Origin of the sequence: Streptomyces viridosporus T7A, assembly GCF_008704515.1 — a bacterium.
Lineage (GTDB): Bacteria > Actinomycetota > Actinomycetes > Streptomycetales > Streptomycetaceae > Streptomyces > Streptomyces viridosporus.
In genome coordinates this window covers 5,410,102-5,422,060 of record NZ_CP023700.1, presented here as the reverse complement: position 1 = coordinate 5,422,060, position 11,959 = coordinate 5,410,102, and the positions used below count along the sequence as shown (strand labels likewise).

Below are 11,959 nucleotides of genomic sequence, written 5' to 3'. Positions count from 1 at the left end.
GTGTCCGCGGCCCGCCTCGCCCGCTACCCTCGCTCCGTGACCAGCCACCCCTCCCCCGGCCCGTCCCCCGCCCCGCCCCACGGCGCCCGGACCCGCCGGCTGCGCACCCCGCGCGGGGAGTTCGCCGTCGTGGACGTGCCGCCGGCCGCCGGAGTCGAGGAGCAGGGGGTCGCGCTGCTGCTGCCCGGGTTCACCGGCAGCAAGGAGGACTTCACGCTGGTCCACGGACCGCTCGCCGCGCGCGGGTACCGCAGCGTCGCCGTGGACGGGCGGGGGCAGTACGAGTCCGACGGACCCGCCGACGACGAATCGGCCTATGCGCAGGACGAGTTGGCGCGGGACGTGCTCGCGCAGGCCGAGGCGCTCGGCGGGGCCGTGCATCTCGTCGGGCACTCGCTCGGCGGCCAGATCGCCCGTGCCGCCGTCCTCCTGGACCACACTCCCTTCCGCTCGCTCACCCTGGTCTCCTCCGGCCCCGGACGGATCTCCGTCTCCCAGGAGCAGCGCGTGAAACTGCTGCGGGACGCGCTCGCGGTGATGTCGATGGCCGAGTGCTGGGAGGCGATCCTGGCCATGGGACCGCCCGAGGAGGTCGGCGGCCCGGCACGCGGTATCGGTGACCGGGAGTGGTTGCGCCGCCGCTGGCTGGGCACCGAACCCGCACAACTGCTCGCCACCGGGCGGCAGTTGTGCGCCGAGCCCGATCGGGTGGCCGAACTCGCCGCCGTGCCGCTGCCGTTCCACGTCCTGTCCGGCACGCACGACGACACCTGGCCGGTGACGGACCTCGACGAGATGGCCGTACGGCTGGAGGCGCACCGCACCGTCGTGGACGGGGCCGAGCACTCGCCCAACATCGACGCGCCGGAGCCGACCGCCCGCGCCCTCGCCGACTTCTGGGACGGGCTCCGCCCCGGCGGCCGTTAGGACGTCGGCGGCGCCCGTGCTGCCAGGACGCCAGCGTGGTCAGCGCGGTCAGTACTGCGACTGCAGGTGGCCCCAGAAGCCGTCGCGCAGAGCGCGCCGCAGGTCCGCCTGGCCCCGCAGGGAGTACTGGAGGAGGGCCTCCGACTCCACCAGCAGGTCCTGGTCGACCGAACCGGGCAGGTAGGGATGGCCCGGGAGCAGTTCCACCAGGGTGTCCCGGCCGCGCGCGGCGAGCCACTTCGCGGCGATCTGCGCGCCGACGAAGCGGACGTCCTCACGGGTGGGCCGGCCCGTCGCGGGCTCGTAGGCCGGGGCCGTGCGCCGGGAGACGTAGGGCTTGAAGAAGTCGAGGTCGAGGGTGCGCTGGCTGTCGACCTCCCAGAGCAGCGGCTCGGCCTGGTTGCGGCCCTCGGGCGCCTCGATGCCCCACAGGTGGACCCGGGCGCCGTACCCCTGCGCCGCCTCGACCGCCGAGACGAGGTCCTCGTCGCCGCCGAGCAGGGCGGCGTCGCTGATGGCGCGGTGCCGGGCCAGTGACTCCAGGTCGGTGCGGATCAGGGAGTCGACGCCCTTCTGCTGGTTGTTGGCGTTGAGGTTGCCGAGGCGGACCTTGACGTCCGGGAGTTCGGCGATGGACTGCTGTTCGGCGGTGTGGATGCGGCGTCTGGCGCCGTCGTACCAGTAGACCCGCAGCAGCCTGCTGTCCGCGAAGACGGTGCGGGCGCGGTCGATGAGCGCGTCGATGAGCCCCTCGGCGTCCAGGTCGAAGGCCCGACGGTCCTCGGTCCCGGCCACCAGCCGCCCCGCGGCCGCGTACAGATAGCCCGCGTCGACGAAGATCGCATGGGTCGAGGGTGTCTTCGCCACCTCGGCGAGCATGCGCTGGAGCAACTCGTTCGTGCGGTCGATGCGGGCGTTCAGGGCCGTGAGGTCTTCGTTCATCGCTTCCATTGTCCCGGCGGTCACGCTACGAACACAACCGGTCCCGGTCGGTCTCCTTCGAAACACTTAACGACCAGTATTTAGTCGATCGAAAAATTTCCTTAGCTAGGGAATGTGTGCACCGCGCAGACCGTTGACCCTGACGGAACGCGAGCCGATCCGCTCGCGGGCCGTCCACCGAAGTAGTTCTCCTTCAGGAGGATGACCAGACGAAGGGAGAAGCCCGTGCGCTTCGAAATCATGCGACTCGACGACGTCGACGGTACGCCCGTGGACACGACCGTCGTGGACGCCGCCTCCGTCAACCGCATCGTTCAGCAGGCCGCCGCCATCGGACAGCGCCTGTGGATCCGCCCGGCCGACACGCCGACCCCGTAACGCAGGACGCCGGATCCCGCTTCGCATGCTTCGGAGCCCCCGTACCGATCGGTACGGGGGCTCCGCGCGTCCCACGGCCGGGTCAGCCGCCCCGGACCACCTGGGTGACACCGTTGATGATCTGCTGCACGGCGATCGCGGAGAGCATCATGCCCGCGAGGCGCGTCACCAGGACCACGCCGCCGTCCTTGATGACCCGGATGATCAGCAGCGAGTACCGCATCGCCAGCCACAGCACGACGTGGATGGCGAGGATCGCCGACCACACCGAGACCTGCCCGGCGGCGCCGTCGGCCTTCTGCACGGCGAGGATGACCGACACGATGGCGCCGGGACCGGCCAGCAGCGGCATGCCCAGCGGGACCAGGGCGACGTTGACGTCCTTGGTCTGCTGGGGTTCGTCGGTCTTTCCGGTGAGCAGGTCGAGCGCGATCAGCAGGAGCAGCAGCCCGCCCGCGATCATCAACGCGGGCACCGACACGTGCAGGTAGTCGAGGATCTGATGGCCGAGCAGACCGAAGACGGCGATCACGCCACCGGCCACGCACACGGCCTGGAAGGCCATCCGCTTCTGCGCCTTGGCGGGCCGGCCGGCGGTCAGCGCGAGGAAGATCGGGGTGATCCCGGGGGGATCCATGATGACAAAAAGGGTCAGGAAGAGAGAGCCGAAGACGGCGACGTCGAACATGACTGCCTTGCTGAAGAACGAACGCCAGGCATGACTGCCTCGCGCTGAGGGACGAACGGAAGGTGGGCGGGAGGACGGGGCCTCAGACTCCGCCGGCCCCCGGCACCGGGAACGCCCCGGTCGCGCGCCGCGTGATCTCGCCGTACACCTCGGGGTCCGTCGTGAACTCGCCGAGGACGCAGGTCTTCCGGCTGCCGTGGTAGTCGCTGGACCCGGTCACCAGGAGCCCCAGCTCCTGCGCGAGGCCCCGCAGCCGCGCCCGCGTCCCGGGGTCGTGGTCCATGTGGTCGACCTCGATGCCGTCGAGGCCGGCCTCGGCCAGTTCGGCGATCGCGGACTCCGGCACGGTCCGGCCCCGCTTGCTCGCGGCCGGGTGCGCGAACACCGCGACCCCGCCCGCGCCCTTGACCAGCCGCAGCGCCTCGAAGGGGTCGGTCTCGTGCTTCTCCACGTGGGCCCGGCCGCCGTCGGCCAGCCACTCCTGGGTGAACGCGTCGCCCACGGTCGGCACGACGCCCAGTTCGACGAGCGCGGCGGCGACGTGCGGACGGCCCACCGATCCGTCGCCGGCGATCCGCGCGACCTGCTCCCAGGTGACGGGCACGCCCAGCGCGTTCAGTTTGGCGATCATGCCCTGGGCCCGCGGCACCCGGTCGTCCCGGACCAGCTCGCGCTCGGCGAGCAGCGCGGGCTCCTCGGGGTCGAAGAGGTAGGCCAGCAGGTGCATGCTGACACCGTCGAGCCGGCAGGAGAGTTCGGCGCCGGTGACCAGGGTGAGCCCCGCGGGCAGCGCGGCGAGGGCCTCGGCGTGCCCGCGGGTGGTGTCGTGGTCGGTCAGCGCGATGACGTCGAGACCGGCGGCGCCGGCCTTGCGGACCAGGTCGGCCGGCGTGTCCGTACCGTCGGACGCGGTGGAGTGGGTGTGCAGGTCGATACGCACGACGCGTTACTCCAAAGCGGTGACGGGACGGACGGGGACGCTTCAGGATAACCGGATTTTCACCGTCCCCTGTCACACCCGAACCAGCACTGCGCCCCCTACGCACCCGCGGCGAGCCGCCTGCTCCCGCCGTCCGGACCGGACCCCACCGCCCGGACCGGACCCCGCGACCCCGAAGCGGCTCCGCAACCCTGAACCGGACCGGGCCCCGAACCGAGCCCCGCGACCCCGGACCGGACCCCGCAACCCCGGACCGGGCCCCACGCCCCCGGACCGGACGAGACCGGCCCCCGCGCCCCCGGAGCACCCCGCACAGCGGGCCCTACGTCTCCAGCAGGCGCGGCGACAGCGCCCCGCAGGGCACCAGCTCCACCTCGGCCCCGGCGTCCCGCAGGTCGGCGAGCACCAGCTCGTCGTACATCAGCAGCCCGGACTGCTCCGGCCACACCACCGCCCACAGCCACATCCCGAGCGCCTCGCCCGCGAACACGGCACGGTCGTCCGGGGTCTTGGAGACGTGCCAGAGCGGTGTCGGGCGGCCGGCGGCCAGGACCTTGGTCTGGGCGGGCTTCTCGACGTCCATGTACGGCCCCGGGTCCGGGCCGTCGATGCCCGCGTACCGCGCGCCGAGGCCGACGCCGAGCTCCTCGGCCACCAGGATGAGCTCGCCCATGCCGCCGAGCGGTCCGGGCCCGGTGCACGCGACGGCGGTCGCACGGCCCCCGCTGCGGTCGTCCCCCGCGCAGGCCACGCCCGTGAACAGCCAGCCCACCGGTAGCGGCCACGGCATCCACACCGGCACCTTCGTGCGGCGCACGACCACCTCGAGCGCCTCGACGCTGGGCGGTATCACGGGCTGCATCGGGTGCACGGCACCGTGCACAGCACACTCCCAGGCATCGGAGAAGAGGCCGGGAGCCCTGACCCGGCCACCGCACTTCGGGCAACTGGGTTCGCCCCTCATAGAGCCCCACGGTCCTACCCCGGCCGCGCCACGTCAAGGACGATCACCCGTCCGGAGGGAACCTCCCGGGACGGCACCAAAATAGGTGTAGTTTGCATCAATTAGCCCGGCTAACTTATCGTGTGTAATTGCCAACTATCTGCCGGGCATCCGGCACCCCCGTCACGTCCGGGATTGGAGCACCCCTCATGGCCCCCTTCGACGCGGGAACGGGCGGCATCCTCAGGCAGCCGAAGGCCGTGTGGGCGACGGCCGGCGCGTCCGTCGTCGCCTTCATGGGGATCGGGCTCGTCGACCCGATCCTGCCCTCCATCGCGGAGGGCCTCGACGCCACCGCCGGCCAGGTCTCCCTGCTGTTCACCTCGTACTTCCTCATCACCGCGTTCGCGATGCTGGTGACCGGCTTCGTCTCCAGCCGCATCGGCGGCCGGAAGACCCTGCTGCTCGGCCTGGCCCTCGTCGTGGTCTTCGCGGGGCTCTCCGGCACCTCGGGATCGGTCGGGGAACTGGTCGGCTTCCGGGCCGGCTGGGGGCTCGGCAACGCCCTGTTCGTCTCCACGGCCCTCGCGGTCATCGTCGGCGCGGCGGCCGGGGGCGGCGCGGCGGCGATCCTGCTCTACGAGTCCGCCCTCGGCCTCGGCATGGCCTGCGGGCCGCTGCTGGGCGCGCTGCTCGGTGACGCGAGCTGGCGCTACCCCTTCTTCGGCACGGCCTTCCTGATGGCGGTCGGCTTCCTGTGCATCGCGGCGTTCCTGAAGGAACAGCCGAAGCCGGCCCGCAGGACCTCGCCGCTCGACCCGCTCAGGGCGCTGGGCCACGGCGGACTGGCCTCGACGGCGGTCTCGGCGTTCTTCTACAACTACACGTTCTTCACGGTGCTGGCCTTCACGCCGTTCGTGCTGGACATGTCCCCGTACCGGTCCGGGGCGGTGTTCTTCGCCTGGGGCGTGCTGCTCGCCGTCTTCTCGGTGATCGCGGCACCGCGGCTGCAGCGGCGCTTCGGCTCGCTGAGGGTGCTGGGCGGCTCGCTGGTGCTGCTCGCGGCCGACGTGCTCGTCCTCGGGTACGGCGACCACACCACCGCCGTCGTCTGCACCGTCCTGTCCGGCGCCTTCATCGGCGTGAACAACACCGTGTACACCGAACTGGCGCTCGGGGTGTCGGACGCGCCGCGCCCGGTGGCGAGCGCCGGGTACAACTTCGTGCGCTGGTTCGCGGCGGCGGCCGCGCCCTGGTTCGCACCGAAGATCGAGGAGTGGACCGACGCGCACGTCCCGTTCGTGGTCGCGGCGGTCACGGCGGTGCTGGGCGCACTGGTGGTGGCCGTACGGCGAAGGGCGCTCGCCCTCCCCCATCCCCGGCCCCACTCGGGCGGGGGAACCCCCGACGCCGAGCACCCGCAGACGCGCCACGCGGCCGGGGACGGCGCCACCGCCCTCACCAACTGACCGGCCCCGAGGAGGCGTTGGTGAGGTCGATCACTCCAGCGGGACGGAGGTGCGGGTGGGGTCCCGCAGGTCCGTGCCCTGGGTCAGCCAGCGCTCCTGGAGGGCCTGGGCGCCGTGCACCCGCTTCCAGGCGGCCTCGTTCGGGGTCATGGGCAGCAGCGGCAGGAACCGTACGGGGTCCAGGGGCGCGTCGAGCTCCAGGTCCTCCACCAGACCGCCCGGCTCGGCGACCAGCACCGAGGTGAACGGAGCGCCGGGCCACAGCGGCTCACCGACGTCCAGGGAGGCGCCGGGAGCCACGACCACGCCCTCGACCTGCGGGGACGCGGCCAGCACGGCGAGCGGGCGGAGCACCTTGTCGGTGTCGGCGAGCCCGGCCCGGACCGACAGCACCAGCTCCGCGCGCGGTCCCGCGACCGGGTCCGCGACCACGGCCGTGGGGTCGGCCATGGGCTGCGCGGACATGCCGAGGGTGGCGTAGCGCACGATGTCGCCCTCGTGGAAGCGCAGCACCTCGACGCGGTCCGTGCCCAGGAAGGTGACCGCCGCCCGCGCGTCCGGTTCGCCCAGCGCCGTGCGCAACCGGGCCTCGACCAGAGGAAGAACATCAGCCATGCGGCGAGCATAGAACTCGTCAGCACAGGGCAAAGCGGCGCCTTGACACGCCGGTCGACTGATACGCTTGGCCGGTGGTTCGGGACAGCACGCAGAAGCGTCGCGGTCGAGTCCCGACGCCGATGTGACACTCCCCGTCTACCGGGGAATCCCCTCAGGGGATCGTGGATCGTCCCTCACGAGGGACCGGCCGGAGGAGGTGGGGCTGGCATGGACCGAAGTCGACCGTGCAGTATCACCCGCTCTTCCGCCCGCTGATGTAGCCGCTTCTTCTCTGGCTGCCACCTCTCTCACACGCGTCTTCATCGGAAGAGCACGTCGTTTCGTTCTGTCTGATCCGCCTCGGTAGCTGTATCAGCGACGAAGCTCGCCACCGCGACGGTGCGGTGCTCCCCGCTTTGTGGACGTGTCAAACATCCGCAGTTCAGGACGTCCTCATTCCGGGTTGTTCCACCCGTCGTACCGGCGCCTTTCGTTGCCCGTCCGCGAAGGAGCCCGCCATGTCGATGATCCGCGACCTGCGTGCCGTGGTCCGCCCCTCCTCCCGTGTCTCGCTGCGCAAGGAGAACGGTCCGTACGACATCCCCCGCGACCCCGCCACGACCACCGCCGTCGTGGACTGCGCCGTCTACCGCGACGGCCGCCGCCTGGAGACCGAGGGCCCGCTGGGCCCCCAGGAGGCGATGCGGCTGGTGCGCCGCGACGGGGGCTTCGTGTGGATCGGCCTGCACGAGCCGACCGAAGCCGAATTCGCCGGTATTGCCCGCGAGTTCGGACTGCACCCGCTGGCCGTGGAGGACGCCGTCCAGGCCCACCAGCGGCCCAAGCTGGAGCGCTACGACGACTCGCTGTTCACGGTCTTCAAGACCATCCACTACCTCGACCACGACCGGAGCGGCTCCAGCAGCGAGGTCATCGAGACCGGCGAGGTGATGTGCTTCACCGGCCGGGACTTCTTCATCACCGTCCGGCACGGCGGGCAGGGCTCCCTGCGCGCCCTGCGGCACCGCCTGCAGGACGACCCCGAGCTGCTGTCCAAGGGCCCCTCGGCCGTGCTGCACGCCATCGCCGACCACGTCGTCGACGGCTACCTCGCGGTCGCCGACGCGGTGCAGGACGACATCGACGAGGTCGAGACGGAGGTGTTCTCGCCGGGCCGCAAGGGCACGCCGCGCGGTACGGACGCCGGGCGGATCTACCAGCTCAAGCGCGAGGTACTGGAGTTCAAGCGGGCCGTGGCGCCGCTGCTGCGGCCGATGCAGCTGCTGAGCGAGCGGCCGATGCGGCTGATCGACCCGGAGATCCAGAAGTACTTCCGGGACGTGGCCGACCACGTGGCACGGGTACAGGAGCAGGTCATCGGCTTCGACGAACTGCTGAACTCCATCCTCCAGGCCAACCTCGCCCAGGCCTCCGTGGCGCAGAACGAGGACATGCGCAAGATCACCTCGTGGGCCGCCATCATCGCCGTCCCGACCATGGTCTGCGGGGTGTACGGGATGAACTTCACGTACATGCCGGAGACCGACTGGAAGTACGGCTACCCCCTGGTCCTGGGGATCACGGTGGCCATCTGCCTGGGCATCCACCGCACGCTCAAGCGCAACGGCTGGCTCTGAGGCCCCGGCACCCCGGACGGGCCTGGATAGGCTGGGCCCATGACAAGCGAGCTGCTCGACCGGGCCCTCATCGAGGAGGCCACGAAGAAGTCCGGCCTCATCTGGGTCGAGGGGCCCGGCACCCCGGCCCGTGCGCTGTGGCACGTGTGGCACGAGGGTGCCGCCTGCGTGGTCGGCGACGGACCCGGGGAGCAGCCGCTGCCGGGGCTGGCCGACGGCGTGCCGGCCCGGGTGACGGTCCGCAGCAAGGACAAGGGCGGCAGACTGGTCTCCTGGACCGCGCGGGTCGTGGAGCTGCCGTCCGGCTCCGAGGAGTGGACGGCCGCCGTCGACGGCCTCAAGGGCAAGCGGCTCAACGCGCCCGACGGCGAGGCGATGGCGCAGCGCTGGGCCCGCGAGTGCCGGGTCCTGCGCCTGGAACCGACCGGGGAGACGGCACCGCTGCCCGACGGCTCACTGGCCGAGCCGCCGCTGCCGACGCCGGTGACGACCAGGAGGCCGATCCCCGCGGGGCTGCACCGGCTGCTGCGGAAGAAGCGGCGCCGCCAGGGCTAAGGACCCGTCCGGCTACGAGGTGGGGAGCTGCTTGCCGTAGTCCAGGGTCTCGCTCCCGGCCGGCTTCTCCAGGGGGAAGTCGGTGCCCCAGGCCGAGAACGTGAGGGTGCCCGCCTCGCCGGCCCGCACCAGGCGCAGCGGATACGGCTTGCCCTCGAGCGAGACGTCCAGGGTGCCGCCGGAGCCCTTGTCACCGGTGATGCGGATGGTGCGGACGCCGGCCTGCTCGCGGTGGCCGTCCGTGGCCAGCTTGCCGTGCAGGGTCAGCAGACCGCCGAGGAGGACGTCCTTGTCCGTGAAACCGCTGAACTTCTTGTACGAGGGGTCGCCCTGCGGCACCTTCACGTACTTCTCGGCGAGCTTGCCGGCCGCCGCGTCCGTCGCCCCCTCGCCCGCGTCCCCGCCGCCCGTATGACCCCAGAAATCCGCACCGGCCTTCAGGAAGAGCTCGTCGCCGATCCGCAGCAGGCGAAACGTCTCCCCCTTGGTGGTGACCGACCCGATGCCGCCCTCGGACTTCAGCCTCATGTCGAGCGTGTAGCTGCGTCCGTTGGTGACCACGGTCCCGTGCAGCCGGACCGTGTCGACCGACTCCGCGGCCTTGCGGGTCCGGTCCTGGATCTCGTCGGCGGACAGTCTGCCGACACCGTTGGTGCCCTCGTTCGGATCCTCGGAGCATCCCGTGAGCGCCGTCCCCGTCACCAGCAGCGCGCACACGGCGCCCGCCAGCGCGGCCCTGCGGGAACGGTCCTGGGAGATCTGAGTCACAGGTGGGGCTGCCTCTCTGCGAGGGGAGCTGAACGGCGTACCGCAGGGTACCGGGGACGGGTGATCCGAACGGAGCCAGTCCGTCCGGAGCGGCCGTCGGCGCACGGCCGATCGGGACGGGCTAGCCTGAAGCCCACCCGAGCGGGCAATTCGGAAAACAGACGCAGCAGGCAGTACCACCCGACGAAACACCCCGCACGCAAAGGAGCCGCCGCCATGGCAGCGGGCGCCCCCCGGTTCTTCGTCTCGCACCTCTCCGGTGTCGCCGTCTTCGACCCGAACGGCGACCAGGTGGGCCGCGTGCGCGACCTGGTCGTCGTCCTGCGGGTCGGCCGGCGTCCACCGCGACTGCTCGGCCTGGTGGTCGAACTCCCCACCCGCCGCCGCATCTTCCTGCCCATGAACCGGGTGACCGCCGTGCAGTCCGGCCAGGTCATCACCACCGGCGTGCTCAACGTCCGGCGCTTCGAGCAGCGGCCCACCGAACGGCTGGTCTTCGGCGAGCTCCTCGACCGGCGGGTGATCCTCGTGGAGAGCGGCGAGGAGGTCACCGTCCTGGACCTGTCGGTGCATCAGCTGCCGGCCCGCCGCGGGTGGGAGATCGACCGCGTCTTCGTGCGCAAGGGGAGGAAGGGCGGCGCGTTCCGGCGCAGCAAGGGCGAGACGCTGACCGTCGAGTGGACCGCGGTCACCGGTTTCTCCCTGGAGGAGGAGGGACAGGGCGCCGAGAACCTGCTCGCCACCTTCGAGCAGCTGCGCCCCGCCGACCTCGCCAACACGCTGCACCACCTCTCCCCCAAGCGGCGCGCCGAGGTCGCCGCCGCCCTCGACGACGACCGGCTGGCCGACGTGCTGGAGGAGCTGCCCGAGGACGATCAGATCGAGATCCTCGGCAAGCTGAAGGAGGAGCGCGCCGCCGACGTCCTGGAGGCCATGGACCCCGACGACGCGGCCGACCTGCTCGGCGAACTGCCCGAGACGTTCAAGGAGCGGCTGCTGAGCCTGATGCAGCCCGGCGACGCGGCCGACATGCGGCGCCTGATGTCGTACGAGGAGAACACGGCGGGCGGTCTGATGACGACCGAGCCGATCGTGCTGCGCCCCGACGCGACCGTCGCGGACGCGCTCGCCCGCATCCGCAACCCCGACCTCTCCCCGGCGCACGCCGCGCAGATCTACGTCTGCCGTCCGCCCGAGGAGACCCCCACCGGAAAGTACCTGGGCACGGTCCACTTCCAGCGCCTGCTGCGCGATCCCCCGTACACCCTGGTCGGCTCCATCCTGGACGACGACCTGCAACCCCTGGAGCCGGACGCGGCGCTGCCCGTGGTCGCCGGTTTCTTCGCCACGTACGACATGGTGGCGGCGCCCGTGGTCGACGAGGCGGGTGCGCTGCTGGGCGCGGTGACGGTGGACGACGTGCTGGACCACATGCTGCCCGAGGACTGGCGGGAGACCGAGTTCCACCTCGACGAGGGGGTGGCGGCCGATGGCTCCTGAGCGCGAGGGGGTGCGCGAGCGGACGCCGGTGGGCGCCACGGCCGCCGGCCGGCCGCGGGCGCCGCGGCTGGACCAGCCGCGCCCGCCCCGGCGCCGGCTGCTGCCCGAGTGGGATCCGGACGCCTTCGGACGGCTGTCGGAGCGCATCGCGCGGTTCCTGGGCACCGGGCGGTTCATCGTCTGGATGACCGTCGTCATCATCCTGTGGGTGGTGTGGAACGTCTCCGTCCCGTCCGAGCTGCGCTTCGACGAGTACCCGTTCATCTTCCTGACCCTGGCGCTCTCCCTCCAGGCCTCCTACGCGGCCCCGCTGATCCTGCTCGCGCAGAACCGGCAGGACGACCGCGACCGGGTCAACCTGGAGCAGGACCGCAAGCAGAACGAGCGGTCGATCGCGGACACCGAGTACCTGACCCGGGAGGTCGCCGCCCTGCGGATCGGGCTCGGGGAGGTGGCGACGCGGGACTGGATCCGCTCGGAGCTGCAGGATCTGCTGAAGGAGCTGGAGGAGCGGCAGGACGGGCACCGGGACCACCCGGGGGCGTTCCCGGCGATGCGGGCGCAGCGGCCGCCGGGACGTGACACAGACGACCACTGAGGAACTTACCGGTGGGT

The 11,959-nt window shown here is 71.7% G+C and carries 13 protein-coding genes; 7 read left to right on the top strand and 6 right to left on the bottom strand.

Annotated elements, in window-relative coordinates:
• Positions 1 to 36: 36 nt before the first annotated feature.
• A complete protein-coding gene (locus tag CP969_RS25220; RefSeq protein ID WP_039831496.1) occupies positions 37 to 927 on the top strand; it encodes an alpha/beta fold hydrolase in 891 nt (296 codons plus the stop codon).
• A gap of 48 nt (positions 928 to 975) precedes the next feature.
• Here CP969_RS25220 and CP969_RS25215 read toward each other — a convergent pair whose 3' ends face one another.
• Positions 976 to 1,878: an NYN domain-containing protein gene (locus tag CP969_RS25215; protein ID WP_039830911.1), complete on the bottom strand. Its 903-nt coding sequence runs from the start codon at positions 1,876 to 1,878 to the stop codon at positions 976 to 978.
• A gap of 216 nt (positions 1,879 to 2,094) precedes the next feature.
• Between CP969_RS25215 and CP969_RS25210 the strand changes: the two genes are divergently transcribed.
• Entirely contained in the window at positions 2,095 to 2,247 is a 153-nt protein-coding gene (locus CP969_RS25210) for a hypothetical protein (protein WP_016824723.1), read from the top strand.
• Positions 2,248 to 2,329: 82 nt separating this feature from the next.
• Here the strand turns inward: CP969_RS25210 and CP969_RS25205 are convergent, their stop codons facing one another.
• The 3 genes from CP969_RS25205 to CP969_RS25195 form a co-directional block, all read right to left on the bottom strand.
• Positions 2,330 to 2,935, bottom strand: coding sequence for a MarC family protein (locus CP969_RS25205; RefSeq protein WP_004983710.1), 606 nt, complete (start codon positions 2,933 to 2,935; stop codon positions 2,330 to 2,332).
• Between the two features lie 82 nt (positions 2,936 to 3,017).
• On the bottom strand, positions 3,018 to 3,875 hold the full coding sequence (locus CP969_RS25200) for a PHP domain-containing protein (RefSeq protein ID WP_004983711.1): 858 nt from the start codon (positions 3,873 to 3,875) through the stop codon (positions 3,018 to 3,020).
• Between the two features lie 322 nt (positions 3,876 to 4,197).
• Positions 4,198 to 4,839 carry a DUF6758 family protein gene (locus CP969_RS25195; protein ID WP_004983713.1) on the bottom strand — a complete coding sequence of 214 codons (642 nt, stop codon included), beginning with the start codon at positions 4,837 to 4,839 and terminating at the stop codon, positions 4,198 to 4,200.
• A 188-nt stretch (positions 4,840 to 5,027) separates the two neighbouring features.
• Here CP969_RS25195 and CP969_RS25190 point away from each other — a divergent pair, with 188 nt between their 5' ends.
• Positions 5,028 to 6,287, top strand: coding sequence for an MFS transporter (locus CP969_RS25190; protein WP_016824725.1), 1,260 nt, complete (start codon positions 5,028 to 5,030; stop codon positions 6,285 to 6,287).
• A 30-nt stretch (positions 6,288 to 6,317) separates the two neighbouring features.
• Here the strand turns inward: CP969_RS25190 and CP969_RS25185 are convergent, their stop codons facing one another.
• On the bottom strand, positions 6,318 to 6,902 hold the full coding sequence (locus CP969_RS25185) for a suppressor of fused domain protein (RefSeq protein WP_026084894.1): 585 nt from the start codon (positions 6,900 to 6,902) through the stop codon (positions 6,318 to 6,320).
• 500 nt (positions 6,903 to 7,402) lie between these two features.
• Between CP969_RS25185 and CP969_RS25180 the strand changes: the two genes are divergently transcribed.
• Positions 7,403 to 8,521, top strand: a complete 1,119-nt coding sequence (locus CP969_RS25180) for a magnesium and cobalt transport protein CorA (RefSeq protein ID WP_016824727.1) — start codon at positions 7,403 to 7,405, stop codon at positions 8,519 to 8,521.
• Between the two features lie 39 nt (positions 8,522 to 8,560).
• The gene (locus tag CP969_RS25175) at positions 8,561 to 9,076 is read left to right on the top strand and encodes a hypothetical protein (RefSeq protein WP_016824728.1); all 516 of its coding nucleotides are present in this window, start codon (positions 8,561 to 8,563) and stop codon (positions 9,074 to 9,076) included.
• Positions 9,077 to 9,088: 12 nt separating this feature from the next.
• Here the strand turns inward: CP969_RS25175 and CP969_RS25170 are convergent, their stop codons facing one another.
• Positions 9,089 to 9,844 carry a hypothetical protein gene (locus CP969_RS25170; RefSeq protein WP_004983719.1) on the bottom strand — a complete coding sequence of 252 codons (756 nt, stop codon included), beginning with the start codon at positions 9,842 to 9,844 and terminating at the stop codon, positions 9,089 to 9,091.
• Between the two features lie 216 nt (positions 9,845 to 10,060).
• Here CP969_RS25170 and CP969_RS25165 point away from each other — a divergent pair, with 216 nt between their 5' ends.
• On the top strand, positions 10,061 to 11,344 hold the full coding sequence (locus CP969_RS25165) for a magnesium transporter MgtE N-terminal domain-containing protein (protein ID WP_004983721.1): 1,284 nt from the start codon (positions 10,061 to 10,063) through the stop codon (positions 11,342 to 11,344).
• On the top strand, positions 11,334 to 11,942 hold the full coding sequence (locus CP969_RS25160) for a DUF1003 domain-containing protein (protein WP_004983722.1): 609 nt from the start codon (positions 11,334 to 11,336) through the stop codon (positions 11,940 to 11,942). Before CP969_RS25165 ends, CP969_RS25160 begins: the two co-directional genes overlap by 11 nt.
• The last annotated feature ends 17 nt before the right edge of the window (positions 11,943 to 11,959 follow it).

What these genes read in the sequence shown, in the direction of transcription:
- CP969_RS25215 (WP_039830911.1), bottom strand. Translation starts at nt 1,878, where the DNA reads ATGGAAGCGATGAACGAAGACCTCACGGCCCTGAACGCCCGCATCGAC.
- CP969_RS25205 (WP_004983710.1), bottom strand. Translation starts at nt 2,935, where the DNA reads ATGTTCGACGTCGCCGTCTTCGGCTCTCTCTTCCTGACCCTTTTTGTC.
- CP969_RS25195 (WP_004983713.1), bottom strand. Translation starts at nt 4,839, where the DNA reads ATGAGGGGCGAACCCAGTTGCCCGAAGTGCGGTGGCCGGGTCAGGGCT.
- CP969_RS25190 (WP_016824725.1), top strand. Translation starts at nt 5,028, where the DNA reads ATGGCCCCCTTCGACGCGGGAACGGGCGGCATCCTCAGGCAGCCGAAG.
- CP969_RS25185 (WP_026084894.1), bottom strand. Translation starts at nt 6,902, where the DNA reads ATGGCTGATGTTCTTCCTCTGGTCGAGGCCCGGTTGCGCACGGCGCTG.
- CP969_RS25180 (WP_016824727.1), top strand. Translation starts at nt 7,403, where the DNA reads ATGTCGATGATCCGCGACCTGCGTGCCGTGGTCCGCCCCTCCTCCCGT.
- CP969_RS25175 (WP_016824728.1), top strand. Translation starts at nt 8,561, where the DNA reads ATGACAAGCGAGCTGCTCGACCGGGCCCTCATCGAGGAGGCCACGAAG.
- CP969_RS25165 (WP_004983721.1), top strand. Translation starts at nt 10,061, where the DNA reads ATGGCAGCGGGCGCCCCCCGGTTCTTCGTCTCGCACCTCTCCGGTGTC.
- CP969_RS25160 (WP_004983722.1), top strand. Translation starts at nt 11,334, where the DNA reads ATGGCTCCTGAGCGCGAGGGGGTGCGCGAGCGGACGCCGGTGGGCGCC.